The organism is Streptomyces mayteni, assembly GCF_054783955.1.
The window spans coordinates 20,779-36,685 of the sequence record NZ_BAAGPR010000049.1 but is presented as its reverse complement, the minus strand read 5'-3'; the positions used below and the strand labels follow the sequence as shown (position 1 = coordinate 36,685).

The following is a 15,907-nucleotide window of genomic DNA, read 5'->3' as shown; positions in this document are numbered from 1 at the left end:
CGAGGAGACCCGTCATGGCCAAGTACCTGCTGCTCAAGCACTACCGCGGCGCACCGGACGCGGTGAACAACGTCCCGATGGACCGGTGGACGCCCGAGGAGATCTCGGCCCACGTGACGTACATGCGGGACTTCGCCGACCGTCTTGAGCAGACCGGCGAGTTCGTCGACGGCCAGGCGCTCGCCCCCGAGGGGACGTTCGTGCCGCTACGACGGCGAGGGCCGCCCGCCCGTCACCGACGGCCCGTTCGCCGAGACCAAGGACCTGATCGCCGGCTGGATGGTGATCGACGTCGACACCTACGAACGCGCCGCCGCCGTCGACCACCCCGAGGCCGCCGGCCTCCTCGCCCTGATGCTGCTCCACCACGCCAGGCGCGCCGCCCGCACCGCGCCCGACGGCAGCCTGGTGCCGCTCGCCGAACAGGACCGCGGCCCGTGGGACACCACGTTGATCGCCGAGGGCGTCGACATCCTCCAGGCCGCCCTCGCCCGCGACCGTCTCGGCGAGTACCAGACCCAGGCCGCCATCGCCGCGCTCCACGCCGACGCGCCCACCGCCGCCGAGACCGACTGGGCGCAGATCGTCGAGTGGTACGACGAACTCGTCCGCCTCACCGACAGCCCGATCGTCCGCCTCAACCGCGCCGTCGCCATCGGCGAAGCCGACGGCCCCCGCGCCGGCCTGGCCGCCCTCGCCACCCTGGACCCGGCCCTCCCCCGCCACACGGCGGTCGCCGCCCACCTCCACGAACGCGACGGCGACCTCACGACGGCCGCCCAGCTCTACGCGGAGGCCGCGGCGGAGGCCGCCCACCAGGCCCCCAACCTCGCCGAACGCGACCACCTGACGCGGCAGGCGGCGCGCCTGAACGAGGTGCTGCGACGGTAGCCGTACCCCGGACCCTCTTCCGAAAGAAATATTGCACAACATTCCTTTCCTATCGTACGCTCGCCGCATGGCATCCCGGGACACCCGCTACCTCACCGACCTCGGCGCACTGAAGGCCTTCGGCCACCCGCTGCGGCTCCGCCTCTACCGGGCGCTCTGCGTGGTCGACTCCGCCACGGCCTCACAACTCGCCGAGCAGGTGGACGAGGCGGCCTCGCTCGTCAGCTACCACCTCAGGAAGCTGGCCGCACACGGCCTGATCGAGGAGACCGACGGCCCTCGCGCCGACGGGCGCGAGCGCTGGTGGCGCCGCGTCTCCGAGCACATCAGCATCCACGACACCTTCGAGGACGCCCCCGAGAGCGCCGCGGCCCACGCCGCCCTCCTCCGCACCATGGCGCACCAACAGGCCGGCATGCGGGAGCGCTTCCTCGACGAGCGGCAGAGCTGGGGCCCGGACTGGCTGCGGGCCGCCTTCGACCGGGAGTCCCTGCCGCGCCTCACCCCCGACGAACTGCGCCGGTTCGGCGAGGAGTTGCGAGAGCTGACCGCCCGTTGGGAAGCCCACGCCCGGGCAGCCGTCGACGCCGGCGACACCGAGGGCCGAGAGAGCGTGGCCCTCCACCTGTACGGCTTCCCGTTCCGCGACGCGTGAGAGGAGCGGGCCCATGCATCCCGACATCCACCTGGCCATCCACCGCCTCGACCAGCGGACTCCCCCGCCCACCCACCCCATCCCCCGCCGCTACCCCACACTGCGAACCCGCCTCGGCTGGGCCCTGATCGAAACCGGCCTCCGCCTCGCGGTCCCCCCGAAACCGACCGACCCCGACTTCGCCGTCGGCGGCGGCTGACCGCCCGCCCCCGGGCGACCGGCAGCGGGGCTACCGCGCGAACGCCACGTCGGTCACCGCGCGCGCGGCCCTGCGGCCGATGTCGCGCGTGGTGACGCGTTCAATCTCCAGCATCACCAGCGGTGACACCACGGTGAACGCCGCCTGATACATGGCGCTGCGGGCGGCTTCGTGCTCGGGGCCGGGGTGTTGAGGGCGGCCACCAGCCCGGAGGTGTCGCCGACGACGATCACTCGGCGTCCGCCACACCCTCCGAGACCGCTCGGTCGATCTCCTCGCCGGTGACCGGACCACGAAAGTCCAGGCGAGGGATGTCCCCCTCCTCGCCCCAACGCCGACTGCGCAGCGCCACGAGATGGAACGCCTCCCGGAAGCACTCCGACTCCAGCCGCCCCTCCCGCGCTGCCGCTTCCTTGATCAGCGCGAGATCCTCCTCGTCGACCATGACGGTCGTCTTCTTCAATCCCACATGCTCGTGACCCCTCCCCCATTACCCCGCCCTCGACATGCCCCGACGGGGACGTGCCACAGGGTGAAGGTCGAGGTGCGTCAAGGCCCGGCAACGCCCCGGACGCGAAGGCCCCCTTTGGGCCCTTGCCTTGAACCGTTGGAGCGCGTATCCGTCGTCGACCGTGGTTCCCCGCCCGTTCTGGCACGCATCTGGCACGGGCACTCTCGTGTAGACAGGGGCACGAACGGTCGGTACCGCGCCAGCTCCCGGTGGAGATGTGGGTAGCATACAATGCAATGTACATCACCAACATTCTGGGAGGTGCGGCAGTGACCGTGACGCAGATCGACATCGACGATGACGCCCTGCGACGAGCCATGGCGCTCTCCAAGGTGAGAACGAAGAAGGAGGCGGTCAACCTCGCTCTCCACTTCTACGCCGAGCAGCAGGAACGTGCAGCTCGCATCACCCGGCACTTCGAGCGGGCGCGCGAGTGGGGTGCCGTCGATGACGCCGAGACGCTGCACGAGGAGGAGAAGCAGAGCCGATGATGTACCTGCTCGACACTTCGGGCCTCATCCGGTTGCTCCGTGAGCCGAAGTTGCAGGCGGCCTGGCACGACGCGATCGACGCGGGCACCGTCGCGTCGTGCTACCCGCAGCGCACCGAGTTTCTGTACAGCGCTCGGAGCATGCGCGAGTACAACGAGATCTCGGAGATGTTCACGGACCTCTACCCCGACGCGTCGGTGCCCAAGAACGCGGGGCGCTGGGTGAGTGCGGTGCAACACCGCATGGCCCAGGCCGGAGAACACCGCAGCGCCTCACCCGTGGACCTGATGATCGCCGCGACCGCGGCACACCACGGCCTCGTCGTGCTGCACGACGACGCCGACTACCGCGTGGTCGCACGGCACGCATCAGACTTCGAGGAGCACAGCATCTTCGAAACGCTCTGACCGCCCGGCAACACGACGGCCCAGGTTCGGGATCATGTCCCTGAACTGGGCCTTAACCGTTGGAGCGGGCGACGAGAATCGAACTCGCGCTCCGAGCGTGGGAATCACGGTGCGTAACGGCCCGGGCGTACCACCTGACCTGCATAAACTCGACCTCAATCAGGCGCTCCGCGGGCTTGGGCGTGGCGTGATTGACCGAGGCTCCCTGAATGTTCTGGCACACGTCTGGCACGGAGGCTCCGGACAGCTACAGGTCGTCGGGCAGCAGCCGGAAGGCGTGGTTGCCGGTGAGCGGGGTGATGGCCCTGAAGTCGCGGCGGTCGAGGGTCAGAATGGTCTCGGTCTCGTAAGCCTCGGCCAGGATGACGTTCACCGCGTCGGTGAGGTCGAGTCGCAGGGCCGCGTAGCGGTTCTGGACCTTGCGGGCCTTGCGTAGGGCGCCGGCGGACAGCCCGGGAACGGCAACCCGGCCGGTCCGCTCCTGTGCCAACAACCAGTCGTTGACGGTATGCGCTGTCTTGCGGTCGACGTTGCGCGTGGTGATGTGTTCGATCTCCAGGATTACCAGCGGCGACACGACGGTGAGCGCGGCTTGGCGCAAGGCGGTGCGGGCCGACTTGTGCTCGGGGTCTGAGGTGTTGAGAGCGGCGACCAGTCCGGACGTGTCGCCGACGACGATCATTCGGCGTCCGCCACGCCGTCCGAGACCGCTCGGTCGATGTCCTCGTCGGTGACCGGACCGCCGAAGTCCAGGCGGGGGATGTCCCAGTCGTCGTCCCAGCGCCGGGTACGCAGGGCCGCGACGTGAAAGGCCTCCCGGAAGTACTCCGACTCGGGCCGGCCCTCGCGCGCGGCGGCTTCCTTGATCAGCGCGAGATCTTCCTCGTCGACCATGACGGTCGTCTTCTTCAGAGCCATATGGTTATGGTACCCGAACCATATCTCTACTTCGAGGTCGAGAGGCACGCTCTTGTCGTTGGCGGCGCCGACCGTCAAAGTCATACATGAAGTGGTATTTCCCTGACAGTGTCGTATGCGCGGGAGGGAAGGCCGATGTGGACCAAGGCCCTGCTGTGACGTGGGCGCGCAAGATCTTCAACGATTTGACGGAACCGCTGGCGCGCGAAATACCGCGATGTCTGGTCCGAGCTCACCAGCGGGCCAAGCACGGACACCAGGGAGTGGGGACACAGACTCTGGAGGCATACGGGCACGGCCTGTACGCCGCGCAGTACGAAGAGTTGACCGCTGGCCTGGAGAATCTGCCGGAGGCAGCCCCTGTCCGTCTCCAGGGGCGAACGGTCATGATCGTTGCGGGCTATCTCCTCTACCCCCTCCGATATGCGAAGAAGGACGTGCCCGTGACGGAGGCGCATCTCCGCCGCGCGACAGGGTTCCGGGCCGACCTGATTCGCCGGCATGGCCCGGAGCCTGTGCAGGCGGAGTTGGATCTGGGGCTGGAGGAGCTTCAGGAGGCCGAGGTTCACCGGGATCTTCTCCGGATCAGCCCGGACACCAGGCTGGTTCTCCTCGCCTACGCCTGTTCGATTGAACGGGGTGTGGTACGCCTCGAGTGGGGCGACGCGGAACTGCGTCATGACGACAAACACCTGTTGTGGCATCACCACGAACCGCTTCGGCTGCCCGCGGATGGGGAGCCGAACTGACCCACTGCCGGGCGATTTGGCACGTGCGCGGTGACTCCGTCTGGACAACACAACGGCCCAGGTTCGGGATCATGTCCCTGACCTGGGCCTTAACCGTTGGAGCGGGCGACGAGAATCGAACTCGCGCTCGGAGCTTGGGAAGCTCAGGCCCCGATCAGAACGCCGCCGATGAGGATCGGGGCGACGTCGGAGACGGTGAGGGCGGCGGCCAAGGCAGAGGCCGCACTGAAAACCATGACAAGGAGCCGGCGAGCGGGCATGTGTCCTCCTACTGAGGCGGGCGAAGGCCGCCTGGTTGGACCGCCGAGACCCCCCGGAGGTTGCCCGCCGGCCCAACCGACAGGCGGATACGGCGCGAACAGGGGGAAAAAACCCGTCAGCGTCGGCCGGGGCCTCGCAGGAACTTCCGCAGTCGCGTCAGCGGCCACGTGTTGATGACCTCGTCCGCCGTCAACCACCCCCGCTGCGCCGTCGCCACCCCGAACCGCAGGTGGCCGAGTTCCGAGACCGCGTGCGCGTCGCTGTCGATCGCGAAGCGCACCCCGTGGCGGCGCGCCAGCAGGATGTGTTCGTCGCGGAGGTCGAGCCGCTCCGGGTGGCCGTTGACCTCGACGGCCGTGCCGGTGCGGGCGCAGGCCGCGAAGACGGCGTCCAGGTCGACGTCGATGCCGGCACGCTTGCCCAGCTTCCGCGTCGTCGGGTGGCCGATGATGTTGACGTGCGGGTTCTCGATGGCCGTGATCAGCCGCCGGGTCTGGGCGGCGCGGTCGAGGCCGAAGTGGGAGTGGACGGAGGCGACGCAGACGTCGAAGCCGGCCAGGAAGTCGGCCGGCCAGTCCACCCCGCCCTCCGGGTCGATGTTGAGTTCCGTGCCGTGCAGCAGCCGGAGCCGGCGCCCGTAGCGGTCGGCGAGGGCCCGGACCCGGTCGCGTTGGGCGAGCATCTTCTCGCTCGTCATCCGCTGCATCTTCAGCTCGGGCGCGTGGTCCGTGACGGCGTAGTACGCGTAACCGCGCGCCGCCGCGGCCTCGACCATCTGCTCCAGGGTGGCGAGGCCGTCCGTCAGGTCGGTGTGGGTGTGCAGGTCGCCGCGGATGTCGTCCCGCGTCACCAGGTCCGGGAGTTCGCCCCGCTGCGCCGCGTCCACCTCGCCGCGGTCCTCGCGCAGGGTGGGCGGGATCCACGGCAGGTCGAGGCGGCCGTAGACCTCCTCCTCGGTACTGGCGTCCAGTTGCTCCCCCGTCTCGGCGTCGAAGATCCCGTACTCGGAGAGCTTGAGCCCCTTCCGCACCGCGATCGACCGGGTGCGGATGTTGTGCGGCTGGGCGCCGGTGAAGTACTGGAGTCCGGCGCCCCAGGACACCGGCGGCAGCACCCGCAGGTCGATCTGGAGGCCCTTGGCGGTGCGCACCGACGTCTTCTTCCGGCCGTGCACGATGATCTCGGCCGTGCCCGGCAGTTCGGTGAAGGCCCGCATGATGGCCTCGGCGTCCTCGTCCCGGGCGGCGACCAGCACGTCGATGTCGCCGATGGTCTCCTTCATCCGCCGCACCGAGCCCGCGTACTCGCACCGTTCGACGCCGGTCGCGGCGACGAGGCCGGCGACCGTCTCCTCGGCGATCCGCAGCGCCTCGCCGAGCAGGATCCGGCCGCCGGCGGCCCGCATCAGCTCCACGCCGTGCAGGATGTTGTCGGCCGCCTTGGGGCCGAAGCCCTTGAGCTCGCTGAGCCGGTCCTCGTGCACGGCGGTGACGAGGTCGTCGACGGAGGCCACGTCGAGTTCGCGGTAGAGCAGCATCGCCCGCTTGGGGCCGAGCGTCGGGATGGTCATCAGCTCGCGGACGCCGGGCGGCACCGTCGACCGCCGCTCGTCGATCGCGGCGACGTGGCCGGTGCTCAGATACTCGGCGATCTTGTCGGCGATGGACTTGCCGACGCCCGGGATCCCCTTGAGGGCCTTGGCGTCCAGCCGGGAGACGTCCTGCGGGTAGCCGCCGATCGCGCGCGCGGCCCGCTCGTAGGCGCGCTGCTTGAACGCGTCGCCGCCGCTGATGGCGAGGAGGTCGGCGTACTCCTGGAGCAGCGCCTCGACCTCCTCGTTCGGCCGAGCCATGCGTCCAGTCTGCCGCGTCCGCCCCGTTTCGGCAGGACTTCGGCAGGACGGGGCGAACGGGAATGGTTCGGCCGGCGCGGGGTACTCGGCGCCGGTCAGTCTCACCGTGGGCACTGACAGCGGGCCGAGGCGAGGTGGTGACCCGTGCGCGCGACCTTCATGCTGGGGCGGATCGCCGGTGTCCGGATCGGCGTCAACTGGAGCGTCCTGGTCATCTTCGCGCTGATCGCCGCCGTGCTGGCCGCCGGTCGGCTGCCGCACGACTACCCGGGGCGCGGCTGGGTGTTGTACACCCTGGTGGGCATCGGGACGGCGCTGGTCTTCTTCGCGTCGCTGCTCGCGCACGAGCTGGCGCACGCCGTCGTGGCCAAGCGCAACGGTGTCGAGGTGGAGGACATCGTGCTGTGGCTGCTCGGCGGGGCGACGCGGATGCGGTCCGAGGCGCCGACGCCGGGCGCCGAGTGGCGGATCGCCGGGGTCGGGCCGCTGGTCAGCCTGCTGCTCGGTGGCCTCTTCGTGGTGCTGACGTGGCTGTTCCACGTGGCCGGGGCCTCCGGGCTGCTCGTCGAGTCGGCGGCCTGGCTGGCCACCATCAACCTGCTGCTCGCCGTGTTCAACGTGATCCCGGCCGCACCGCTGGACGGCGGCCGGCTGCTCCGCTCGTTCCTGTGGTGGCGCACCGGCGACCGGCTGCGGGCGACGACCGGCGCGGCGCGGGCCGGGCAGGTCTTCGGTTGGCTGCTGGTCGGCTTCGGGATCTGGGCGTTCATCTGGAGCGCCGCGTTCTCGGCGCTCTGGCTGGCGCTGATCGGCTGGTTCCTGGTCCTGGCGGCCACGGAGGAGGGCCGCCAGGCCAGGCTGCGGGAGCTGCTGTCCGGCGTCGCGGTCCGGGACACCATGACCCGCGACCCGGTGACGGTGCCGTCCAGGGAGACGGTCGGCGACTTCCTCTCCGGGGAGGCGCGGGCCGGCCGGCACTCGGCGTTCCCGGTCACCAGGGACGACGGGAACGGCGAGGCGGAGCGCGACGACCACCACGCGGTGGGGCTGCTGACCATGGACCGGGCCGAGCGGGTGGGCCAGGACGACCAGCGGCGGATCACGGTCGGCGAGATCATGCTGCCGCTCGACCAGACCCAGGTGAGCCGCCCGGACGAGCCGCTCTCCGAGGCGGTCACCAGGATGACGCCGGGCCCCGAGCACCGGCTGCTGGTGCTGGACGACGAGGGGCACCCGGTCGGCATCGTCGCCCCCTCGGACATCAACCGCACCGTGGAGCGGGTCACCGCGGACCACGGCGGGCAGCAGCGGCGCTGAGGCCCGCCCGCACCGACGCCGGACGTCAGCCGGCGGCGCGGGTGAAGCGGAGGGCGGCCGTCACCGTGGTGAGGCCGCGCATCATGCCGAGCTGGTTCCAGACCATCCCGAACTCGCCACGGTCCACGATGAACTCGGTGTTCAGCGTGAGCGCGTCGTCGGCCACGTCGGCGAGGGTGGCCGTCACGGTGATCGGCCGGGAGACGCCGCGCACGGTGAGCTGCCCGGTGGCCCGCACCGTGTCGTCGCCGGTGCGCTCGGCGCCGTCGACGGCGAGGGTGATCTCGGGGTGCTGCTCGGCGTCGAAGAAGTCGGCCGACCGCAGGTGCTCGTCCCGCTTGGCGTGCCCGGTGTCGAGCGAGGCCGCGTCCAGGGTGACGACGCCGGCGGCCGAGCCGTCCGCCGTGACCTCGCCGCGCCCGCCGACGGTGGCGAAGGCGCCCTTGACGTTGACCAGGCCCCACATCGTGCGGTGGCTGATGCCCACGCGGGAGGCGGCCGGGTCGAGTTGCCACGTTCCGGTTCGGACGGCGACGGTCATGGGCTCGCTCCAGAGAGGTGATCGCACAAATTTGATCGTACAAATTTGGATGAGTGAGGCGGGGGCCACGGTAGCAACTTCTCCATTTTTGGACAACCGACGGCGGAAGAATCCTGGTCCCACATAGACTGGAGGCCATGGCCTCACCCGACGAGCACGCCGCCGACCTGCCGGAAGGCGCCGAACCCGGCGGCGCGTGCGGCGCGTTGCGCACCGAGCTCCGGGCCTGGATGCTGCTGCTCGCCGCGACCGGCGCCGTCGAACAACGGCTGCGCTCTGTGGTGAAGGCCAGGCTCAACGTCTCGCACGACGAGTTCCTGGTGCTCTGTCTGCTGGCCGACCAGCCGGAGGGCGCCCTCCGGATGACCCGGATCGCCGAGGCCCTCGGCCGGCCGAAGACCCGGCTCACCTACCAGATCGCCTGCCTCCAGCACGCCGGCCTGGTCGGCCGGCGGTCGGTCTGCGGCGACCGGCGTGGCGTCGAGGTCGTGCTCACGGAGAAGGGCCGGCGGCTGCTCGACGAGGCGTCGACCGCCCTCGCCGACACCGTCACGTGCGCCCTCGCCGAGGCCATGGGCCCGGCGCAGCGCGAGGCGGTCCGCGGCCTGCTGCCGGGGCTCGAAGGCCCACCCACCGCGCCCTGACGAGACCGCCCCCCGGCCGTTCAGTCCCGCACGCCAGCCGCCAGGAAGTGCGGCACCGCCATCAACAGCCGGTCGGCGGCCGCCCGTTCGCGCTGGTCGGCCAGCCAGCCGTGGGCCTCGGCGGGGTCGACAGCGCCGCTCGCCAGGGCCGCCGTGACCAGCCCGGTCAGCAGCGGCAGCGCGCCCTGCCCGGTGAACAGCGGGGTGTGCGCCTCGACCGCCACCAGCCGGAAGCCGGCGTCGAGCAGCAGCCGCCGGTGCGCGCGGGCGGCGCACGGGCTGGGGATGGTCGCCGCCCTGGCCTGGACGACGCGCCGGGTCACCGCGGGGTCCGCCGCGTCGATCACCAGCGCCTCCCAGTCCTGCCCCACCAGCACGATCCGGCCGCCGGGCGCCAGCACCCGGCGCGCCTCGCGCACCGCGCGCGCCGGCTCGGGGAGCGCGTGCAGCAGCCGCTCGGCGCGGTAGCCGGCCAACGCGCCGTCGGCGAACGGCAGCGCGCCCGCTTCCCCGCGCCGCAGGTCGGCGTCGGGGCGGCGCGCCCTGGCGGCCGCCAGCATCCGCTCGTCGACGTCGAACCCGACGGCGGCGGCACCTCGTTCGGCCAGCTCGCCGACGGCGAGACCGCTGCCGCAGCCGACGTCGGCGACCACCGAGCCGGGCGTGAGGTCGAGCAGTTCGTGGCCGCGGGCCCGCAGCGCGCGGGCGGCCGGCAGCGCGTCCACCTCGTCGAGCCTGGCGATCAGTTCCGCGGTCTCGTCCGGCTGTGCCGTCGTTCTGGAGCTCTGCTTGGACATGCCGGCCACGGTGTCGCTTCATGTCGACGTGAAGTCAACCGCGCCACCGTTCCCGGGCGCCCCGGAAGTCCGCCGCGCCGCCCTGGAACGGCGGTGCGGCGAACTGCCCGGCCGGCCTCAGTAGATGTCGGCCTCGCGGGAGGTGGCGGCGATCCCGTTGGCCCCGTTGAAGAGCCGCTGCCCCCACGAGGTCAGCTGGCCGGCGTTGAAGTTGGTGACCAGGTCCAGGTACTCGACCCCGCCGCTGTTCCCCGACCACGACCAGCCCAGATAGCCGACCCCCAACTGCTGCGCGGTCGCCATGATGGCGTCCTCGTCCGGGTTGCCGTCCGAGTGGTTGTGCCCGAACTCGCCCACCACGATGGGGAGTCGGGCGTTGACGAAGGCGTTGAGGTAGTCCCGCACCTCGGCGGCCGTGTCGTACACGCCGTACATGTGCACCGAGAACAGCGTGTTGCGGTCCGGGTCCGAGTTGAACACCGCCTGGGCGTTGGACCGCATCGTCCCCGACCAGTCCTGGCCCCAGTTCGGCGCGTCCACCATCAGCGTGTGGTCGAAGCCGGCGTCGCGCAGCCGGCTGATCGCGCTCCTGGTGTCGGCCGTCCAGGCGCCGGCGTTGTTGTTGCCGTAGGGCTCGTTGCCGATGTTGAGGACGACGTAGTTCTCCTGGCCGGCGAGCGCGCTCTGCACGCTGATCCAGTAGTCCACGGCGCGGCTGAGCGAGACGGCGCCCGACTGCTCGCCGTACCCGGTGGTGTCGTGCGCCTCCAGCACGCAGATCATCCGGTTGCTCTTGCAGAGGTTGATCACGTTGGTCACGTCGGCGGCGTCGTTGCGCGTCCACCGGTCGCCGGTGGACAGCACCACGCGCACCGTGTTGGCGCCGAGCCGCTTGATGTTCGCGAACGAACCGGTCTGGGTCCTGAACCAGGTGTGCGCGTGGTTCACCCCGCGCATCACGAAGTCGTTGCCGGTCGACTCCACCAGCCGGCCGTTGCTGATCCGCAGGCCGACGGCCTGCGCGTCGACGGCGTCGGCACCGGCCTGGGCGGCCGGCCCCAACGCCAACAGGGCCGCGAACGCGGCCGATACCAGGGCGCCTAAGCGCGTACGAAGTTTCACTGGCTACTCCTCGCGGGGGTCCGTCCCGTGGGACTCCGAATGTGCGGGAGCGCTCCCAAACCCCATCAGGCCAGCCTGTCAATTACATGTCAACCCACCCCGCGCGACGCGGCGCCGACCGCTCCGGCCGGTGACGGGCGAAGCCGCCGCGCCCTCGACCACCGATGAGTTCTCCGGCCGGCCGCGGTCCCCAGAGGCGAAGCGACCAACCGACCATCCAGCCAGGAGATCACCATGCGGAAGACCAGCGCCGGCCTGTTCGTCTCGCTCGACGGGGTCGTCGAGGCCCCCGACCAGTGGCACTTCCCGTACTTCGACGACGAGATGGGCGCCGCCGTCGGCGCGACGCTCGGCGCGGCCGAGACGGTGCTCCTCGGCCGGAAGACCTACGACAGCTTCGCCGGGGCCTGGCCGGAGCGCGAGGCGGCCGGCGGCGAGGACGCCGACTTCGCGCGGCGGCTCGGCGACGTCCGCAAGGTCGTGGTGTCGCGGCAGCGACTGGAGTTCAGCTGGCGCAACTCCGAGCGGCTGGAGGGCGACTTCGTCGAGGCCGTCACCGCCCTGAGAAACGAGCCGGGCGGCGACATCGCCCTCAGCGGCTCGGTCTCGATCGTCCGCCAGCTGCTGGCACACGGGCTGCTGGACGAGCTGCACCTCTTCGTGCACCCGATCGCGGTGCGGCACGGCATGCGGCTGTTCGAGGAGGCGGACACGACGCTGCCGCTGCGGCTGCTCTCGTCCCGCGCCTTCGCCACCGGCGTGCTCCACCTGGTCTACGGCCCCGCCGAGTCCGCCGGCAGCGGCGGCTACGAGGAGGCCAGGAGCCACCTTCCGCGATCCGGGGAGTGACACCCGAAGCCTGGGATTGAAAAAATTAAGGCCCCCACGTTGCTGGCTTAAGAAAATCAAGGTACAAATAAACGGCAGGCGCGTGGGCGAGCGGGAGGAAGCCGAGGGTGGACTGGCAGGAACTGACGGACCTGACGCAGGGACGGCCGTTCGTGGTCGAGCGGGTCCGCCTCGCCGAGAGCGGTGTCGCGATCGAGGGGGAGTTCGAGCCGCCGCAGCTGGCTCGGCTCGGCGTCGACGACCAGGTGTTCGTCGCGGCGTTCGTGCGGGCGCACGGCTCGATCAAGGAGATGGAGCGGATCTTCGGGGTGAGCTACCCGACGATCAAGTCCCGGCTGAACCGGATCGCCGAGCAGCTCGACTTCGTCGACACCGACCCGGCTCCGTCCGGCGCCGACGTCATCGACCGCCTGCGGCGGGGGGAGATCAGCGCCCAGGAGGCGCTGACCGAGCTGGAGCGGTCGCGGTGATCCCGCAGTTGGTGACGGCGCGCTGGCGCCGGTCCGACGGCCGCTGGCGGCGGTTGTTCGTCCCGGTGCTGCCGGCGGCGCTGCTGCTCTCGCCGCTGCTGGTGCTCGCCGTGCTGGGCGGGGTGATCGCCTGCCTCGCCACCCGGGTGAGCCCGCTCGGCGCGCTGCGCGGCGCCGGGCGGGTGCTGTGGGCGCTGCCCGGCACCCGGTTCGAGATCGAGGACGGCCGGATGGCCTTCCTGATCAGCGTCAGATGAGTTCGAACGATCCGAGAGGGAGCGCACCGATGAACGAGCAGCGCCGCCAGATCCTGCAGCTGCTGGCCGAGGGCAGGATCACCGCGGACGAGGCGGAGTCGCTGATCGACGCCCTCGAACGGGAACAGCCGAAGGCGCCGCCCGGAGCCGCGCCCCGCTCGAAGTCCCGCCCCAAGTACCTGCGGGTGGTGGTGAACTCGCTGGACGAGTTCGACGACGGGCCGAGCCGGATCAACGTCCGGGTCCCGCTCCAGCTGCTGCGCGCCGGGGTCCGGCTGACCACGCTGATCCCGCCGCAGGCGCTGACCAAGGTCAACGCGGAGCTGGACAGGGTGGGCGTGCCGGTCGACCTCAAGGAGCTCAAGCCGCAGCACATCGAGGACCTCATCGACCAACTCGGCGACATCGACGTCGACATCGACGACCCCAGCGCCACGGTGCGGGTCTACTGCGAGTGACCGCGTCCTGGCGGCGCCCTCAGGCCCCGGCCGCCACCAGCGCGCAGCGCACGGTGCCGTCGGCGCGGCGGCCGAGGGTCGGGAGCGGCTCGATCCGGACGGTGAAGCCGGCGCACCGGCCAGCATAGGGCGGGGTTGTCCGTTACGTGCCCGCTCCGGCCAGGGCCGCCCTCGTCCACGGCGCGCTGCTCGAAGCCTGCCGCCGTGGACCGGTCGACCTGCGTGTCAACCGATCGGTTGACACGCGGGTCGACCGGTCGGGCCTGCCGCCTGGAGGGCCGCGACGACCAGCATCGTCGGTATGAGAAACCTCCCTGTTCGTGTGGCGCGCTGGAGCGCCCGGCATCCGTGGCGTGCCGTCGCCGGCTGGCTCGGGTGCGTCGTACTGTGCCTGGCCGCCGGCCTCGCGGTCGGCACCAACCAGGCCGGCACCGAGGACTTCTGGGTCGGCGAGGCCGGCCGGGCCGAGGCCATGGCCGCCGAGGTCGGTCTCGAGCGTGAGCCGACCGAGCACGTCATGATCTATGCCGAGTCCGGCCCCCTGGACGAGGCGGCGGCCCGCGTCGCGGCCGAGGACGTCACCGCGCGGATGCGGGCGCTGCCCGAGGTCGAGAACGTGGCCGACCCCGTGCTCTCCCGGGACGGCCGGATGCTGCGGGTCGCCGTCGTCCTCGAAGGGCCGGAGCTCGAGGGGAGACAGCACGTCGCCCCGCTGCTGGAGCAGACCTCGCTGGTGGCCGCCGCGTACCCGGACCTGGTCATCGAGGAGACCGGCTCGCCCGCCATCAGCAAGGGGGTCAACGACCAGCGCGGGGAGGACCTCGCCCTGTCGGAGCGGATCTCGCTGCCGGTCACCCTCGTCACGCTGCTGGTGGTCTTCGGCTCGGTCATGATGGCCGGCGTCCCGCTGCTGCTCGCGCTCTCCTCGATAACCGCCGCCCTCGGCCTGTCCATGGTGGCCTCGCACCTGTTCCCGGACGCCGGGGTCGGCACCAACATGATCCTGCTGATCGGCTTGGCGGTCGGCGTCGACTACGCCCTCTTCTACATGAAGCGGGAGCGCGAGGAACGGGACCGGGCCGGCGGCCGGCTCAGCTCCGAGGCCATCGTCGAGTTGGCCTCGGCGACCGCGGGCCGGGCCATCGTGGTCTCCGGGCTGGCCGTGATCGTCTCCACCGCGACCCTCTACCTGGCCACCGACGTCATCTTCTCCTCCCTCGCCACGGGCACCATCCTGGTGGTGGTGGTCGCCATGTGCAGCTCCCTGACGGCGCTGCCCGCGCTGCTGGTGACGATCGGCCGCAGGTCCGAGCGTCGGGCGGCCAGGAAGGCGGCCCGCCGAGTCAGGTGCGGCCGGCCGGCTACCGAGAAGCCGGCGAAGTCCGAGAACGGCCGAGTCTTCGAGGCGCTGCTCCGGCCCGCCCGCCGGCGCCCGGTGGCCACGCTGTGTCTGTCGGTCCTCGTGATGCTCGGCCTCGCGGCCCCCGCGCTCGGCATGCGGCTCGTCGACCCGGGCAAGGACACCTTCTCCCGCGACATCCCCGCCATGCAGGTCTACGACCGGCTGACCGCCGCCTTTCCCGAACTCCTGGTCAGGCACGAGGTCGTGGTCCACACCGAGGACCCGGAACGCGCCGACGAGGTGCGGCAGGCGCTGATCGAGCTGCGCGACCGCGCCCAGGCCGACCCGCTGTTCGCCCAGGGGATCGCGTCCGTGCCGCGTACCTCGGACGACGGGCGGACCAGCGTCCTGGAACTGGCCGTCCCGCACCCCGCGCCGGCCCAGGAGGCCATCGCCTCGCTCGCCCACCTCCGTCAGGACCACATCCCGGCCACGGTCGGCGCGCTGCCCGACGTGCGGACGGCCGTCAGCGGCGACGTCGCGCGCGGCCAGGACTACGTGGCCGACGAGCGCGCCAAGCTGCCGCTGATGGTGGGCGCCCTGCTGCTGCTGACGTTCGGCATGACGTGGATGGCGTTCCGCTCGGTCGTCATCGGCCTGATCAGCGTCCTGCTCAACCTGCTGTCGGCCGCCTCCGCGCTCGGCGCCCTGGTCCTGGTCTTCCAGGGCACCTGGGCCGAGGGGCTGCTCGACTTCGACTCGCTGGGCGCCATCGCCTCCCGGGTGCCGCTGTTCCTCTTCGTGATCCTCTTCGGCCTGTCGATGGACTACCAGGTGTTCGTGATCAGCCGCGTCAAGGAGGCCCTGGACAGCGGGATGACGGCCCGCGAGGCCGTGATCGACGGCATCTCCCGCTCCGCCAAGGTGGTCACCAGCGCGGCCGTGGTGATGGTCACCGTCTTCGCCGCCTTCGTCGCCCTGCACCTCACGGAGATGAAGCAGATGGGCTTCTGTCTGGCGCTGGCCGTGCTGCTCGACGCCCTGGTGGTCCGGATGATGGTGCTGCCTTCGATCCTGCTGCTCCTCGGCGACCGCGCCTGGTGGCCGCGGCGCCCACGGCGGGCCTCGGCCGGGCGGCCCCGGGTCCTGGCCGCTCACGAGTCCGTAGGCTGAGGG

20 protein-coding genes and 2 pseudogenes are annotated in these 15,907 nt (G+C 71.2%); 14 read left to right on the top strand and 8 right to left on the bottom strand.

The features are described from left to right. Window positions 1-14: 14 nt before the first annotated feature. From ACYVPE_RS21565 to ACYVPE_RS21550, 4 genes and pseudogenes are all read left to right on the top strand, one after another. Window positions 15-312 (top strand): annotated as a pseudogene (locus ACYVPE_RS21565) (YciI family protein); the annotation flags it as partial. After that, window positions 298-891: pseudogene (locus ACYVPE_RS21560) on the top strand (DUF6596 domain-containing protein); the annotation flags it as partial. The pseudogenes ACYVPE_RS21565 and ACYVPE_RS21560, both read left to right, overlap by 15 nt. Window positions 892-958: 67 nt before the next feature. After that, complete coding sequence (locus tag ACYVPE_RS21555) at window positions 959-1,546, top strand: ArsR/SmtB family transcription factor (protein WP_461035300.1); 588 nt, start codon at window positions 959-961, stop codon at window positions 1,544-1,546. Window positions 1,547-1,559: 13 nt separating this feature from the next. Next, the gene (locus tag ACYVPE_RS21550) at window positions 1,560-1,745 is read left to right on the top strand and encodes a hypothetical protein (RefSeq protein ID WP_461035299.1); all 186 of its coding nucleotides are present in this window, start codon (window positions 1,560-1,562) and stop codon (window positions 1,743-1,745) included. 30 nt (window positions 1,746-1,775) lie between these two features. Here ACYVPE_RS21550 and ACYVPE_RS21545 read toward each other — a convergent pair whose 3' ends face one another. Together ACYVPE_RS21545 and ACYVPE_RS21540 are read right to left on the bottom strand one after the other, a co-directional pair. Then, window positions 1,776-1,898 (bottom strand): hypothetical protein, encoded by a 123-nt coding sequence (locus tag ACYVPE_RS21545; protein WP_461035298.1) that lies wholly within the window; start codon window positions 1,896-1,898, stop codon window positions 1,776-1,778. 76 nt (window positions 1,899-1,974) lie between these two features. After that, window positions 1,975-2,214, bottom strand: a complete 240-nt coding sequence (locus tag ACYVPE_RS21540; RefSeq protein WP_461035297.1) for a CopG family transcriptional regulator — start codon at window positions 2,212-2,214, stop codon at window positions 1,975-1,977. Between the two features lie 311 nt (window positions 2,215-2,525). Here ACYVPE_RS21540 and ACYVPE_RS21535 point away from each other — a divergent pair, with 311 nt between their 5' ends. Then, window positions 2,526-2,747, top strand: coding sequence for a type II toxin-antitoxin system VapB family antitoxin (locus ACYVPE_RS21535; protein WP_461035319.1), 222 nt, complete (start codon window positions 2,526-2,528; stop codon window positions 2,745-2,747). After that, complete coding sequence (locus tag ACYVPE_RS21530) at window positions 2,744-3,154, top strand: PIN domain-containing protein (protein ID WP_461035296.1); 411 nt, start codon at window positions 2,744-2,746, stop codon at window positions 3,152-3,154. Before ACYVPE_RS21535 ends, ACYVPE_RS21530 begins: the two co-directional genes overlap by 4 nt. 247 nt (window positions 3,155-3,401) lie before the next feature. Here ACYVPE_RS21530 and ACYVPE_RS21525 read toward each other — a convergent pair whose 3' ends face one another. Next, window positions 3,402-3,836, bottom strand: coding sequence for a PIN domain-containing protein (locus tag ACYVPE_RS21525; protein ID WP_461035295.1), 435 nt, complete (start codon window positions 3,834-3,836; stop codon window positions 3,402-3,404). After that, complete coding sequence (locus ACYVPE_RS21520; RefSeq protein WP_097230997.1) at window positions 3,833-4,072, bottom strand: ribbon-helix-helix protein, CopG family; 240 nt, start codon at window positions 4,070-4,072, stop codon at window positions 3,833-3,835. Before ACYVPE_RS21520 ends, ACYVPE_RS21525 begins: the two co-directional genes overlap by 4 nt. Window positions 4,073-4,227: 155 nt before the next feature. Between ACYVPE_RS21520 and ACYVPE_RS21515 the strand changes: the two genes are divergently transcribed. Further along, window positions 4,228-4,821, top strand: a complete 594-nt coding sequence (locus ACYVPE_RS21515; RefSeq protein ID WP_461035294.1) for a hypothetical protein — start codon at window positions 4,228-4,230, stop codon at window positions 4,819-4,821. A 376-nt stretch (window positions 4,822-5,197) separates the two neighbouring features. Here the strand turns inward: ACYVPE_RS21515 and polX are convergent, their stop codons facing one another. Next, entirely contained in the window at window positions 5,198-6,934 is a 1,737-nt protein-coding gene (gene polX / locus ACYVPE_RS21510) for a DNA polymerase/3'-5' exonuclease PolX (protein WP_461035293.1), read from the bottom strand. 144 nt (window positions 6,935-7,078) lie between these two features. Here polX and ACYVPE_RS21505 point away from each other — a divergent pair, with 144 nt between their 5' ends. After that, the gene (locus ACYVPE_RS21505) at window positions 7,079-8,251 is read left to right on the top strand and encodes a site-2 protease family protein (protein WP_461035292.1); all 1,173 of its coding nucleotides are present in this window, start codon (window positions 7,079-7,081) and stop codon (window positions 8,249-8,251) included. A gap of 25 nt (window positions 8,252-8,276) precedes the next feature. On the opposite strand, the gene ACYVPE_RS21500 is transcribed toward ACYVPE_RS21505, so the two are convergent. Then, a complete protein-coding gene (locus tag ACYVPE_RS21500) occupies window positions 8,277-8,792 on the bottom strand; it encodes a YceI family protein (RefSeq protein ID WP_461035318.1) in 516 nt (171 codons plus the stop codon). 137 nt (window positions 8,793-8,929) lie between these two features. Here ACYVPE_RS21500 and ACYVPE_RS21495 point away from each other — a divergent pair, with 137 nt between their 5' ends. Continuing rightward, window positions 8,930-9,436, top strand: coding sequence for a MarR family winged helix-turn-helix transcriptional regulator (locus tag ACYVPE_RS21495; RefSeq protein ID WP_461035291.1), 507 nt, complete (start codon window positions 8,930-8,932; stop codon window positions 9,434-9,436). A gap of 20 nt (window positions 9,437-9,456) precedes the next feature. Here ACYVPE_RS21495 and ACYVPE_RS21490 read toward each other — a convergent pair whose 3' ends face one another. After that, window positions 9,457-10,233, bottom strand: coding sequence for a methyltransferase domain-containing protein (locus ACYVPE_RS21490; RefSeq protein ID WP_461035290.1), 777 nt, complete (start codon window positions 10,231-10,233; stop codon window positions 9,457-9,459). 117 nt (window positions 10,234-10,350) lie between these two features. Next, window positions 10,351-11,355, bottom strand: a complete 1,005-nt coding sequence (locus tag ACYVPE_RS21485) for a glycoside hydrolase family 5 protein (protein WP_461035289.1) — start codon at window positions 11,353-11,355, stop codon at window positions 10,351-10,353. Window positions 11,356-11,589: 234 nt separating this feature from the next. Between ACYVPE_RS21485 and ACYVPE_RS21480 the strand changes: the two genes are divergently transcribed. The 5 genes from ACYVPE_RS21480 (at window position 11,590) to ACYVPE_RS21460 (ending at window position 15,904) form a co-directional block, all read left to right on the top strand. Then, window positions 11,590-12,204, top strand: coding sequence for a dihydrofolate reductase family protein (locus tag ACYVPE_RS21480; RefSeq protein WP_461035288.1), 615 nt, complete (start codon window positions 11,590-11,592; stop codon window positions 12,202-12,204). 107 nt (window positions 12,205-12,311) lie between these two features. After that, window positions 12,312-12,674, top strand: a complete 363-nt coding sequence (locus ACYVPE_RS21475) for a DUF2089 domain-containing protein (protein WP_461035287.1) — start codon at window positions 12,312-12,314, stop codon at window positions 12,672-12,674. Continuing rightward, window positions 12,671-12,931: a hypothetical protein gene (locus tag ACYVPE_RS21470; protein WP_461035286.1), complete on the top strand. Its 261-nt coding sequence runs from the start codon at window positions 12,671-12,673 to the stop codon at window positions 12,929-12,931. Before ACYVPE_RS21475 ends, ACYVPE_RS21470 begins: the two co-directional genes overlap by 4 nt. Before the next feature lie 29 nt (window positions 12,932-12,960). Then, a complete protein-coding gene (locus ACYVPE_RS21465) occupies window positions 12,961-13,389 on the top strand; it encodes an SHOCT-like domain-containing protein (RefSeq protein WP_461035285.1) in 429 nt (142 codons plus the stop codon). 301 nt (window positions 13,390-13,690) lie between these two features. Continuing rightward, entirely contained in the window at window positions 13,691-15,904 is a 2,214-nt protein-coding gene (locus ACYVPE_RS21460; RefSeq protein ID WP_461035284.1) for an MMPL family transporter, read from the top strand. The last annotated feature ends 3 nt before the right edge of the window (window positions 15,905-15,907 follow it).

Excerpts from the sequence above, each read along its gene's own strand:
- polX (WP_461035293.1), bottom strand. The coding sequence starts at position 6,934 with ATGGCTCGGCCGAACGAGGAGGTCGAGGCGCTGCTCCAGGAGTACGCC.
- ACYVPE_RS21460 (WP_461035284.1), top strand. The coding sequence starts at position 13,691 with ATGAGAAACCTCCCTGTTCGTGTGGCGCGCTGGAGCGCCCGGCATCCG.
- ACYVPE_RS21520 (WP_097230997.1), bottom strand. The coding sequence starts at position 4,072 with ATGGCTCTGAAGAAGACGACCGTCATGGTCGACGAGGAAGATCTCGCG.
- ACYVPE_RS21545 (WP_461035298.1), bottom strand. The coding sequence starts at position 1,898 with ATGTATCAGGCGGCGTTCACCGTGGTGTCACCGCTGGTGATGCTGGAG.
- ACYVPE_RS21490 (WP_461035290.1), bottom strand. The coding sequence starts at position 10,233 with ATGTCCAAGCAGAGCTCCAGAACGACGGCACAGCCGGACGAGACCGCG.
- ACYVPE_RS21495 (WP_461035291.1), top strand. The coding sequence starts at position 8,930 with ATGGCCTCACCCGACGAGCACGCCGCCGACCTGCCGGAAGGCGCCGAA.
- ACYVPE_RS21555 (WP_461035300.1), top strand. The coding sequence starts at position 959 with ATGGCATCCCGGGACACCCGCTACCTCACCGACCTCGGCGCACTGAAG.
- ACYVPE_RS21550 (WP_461035299.1), top strand. The coding sequence starts at position 1,560 with ATGCATCCCGACATCCACCTGGCCATCCACCGCCTCGACCAGCGGACT.
- ACYVPE_RS21465 (WP_461035285.1), top strand. The coding sequence starts at position 12,961 with ATGAACGAGCAGCGCCGCCAGATCCTGCAGCTGCTGGCCGAGGGCAGG.
- ACYVPE_RS21480 (WP_461035288.1), top strand. The coding sequence starts at position 11,590 with ATGCGGAAGACCAGCGCCGGCCTGTTCGTCTCGCTCGACGGGGTCGTC.
- ACYVPE_RS21530 (WP_461035296.1), top strand. The coding sequence starts at position 2,744 with ATGATGTACCTGCTCGACACTTCGGGCCTCATCCGGTTGCTCCGTGAG.
- ACYVPE_RS21500 (WP_461035318.1), bottom strand. The coding sequence starts at position 8,792 with ATGACCGTCGCCGTCCGAACCGGAACGTGGCAACTCGACCCGGCCGCC.
- ACYVPE_RS21525 (WP_461035295.1), bottom strand. The coding sequence starts at position 3,836 with ATGATCGTCGTCGGCGACACGTCCGGACTGGTCGCCGCTCTCAACACC.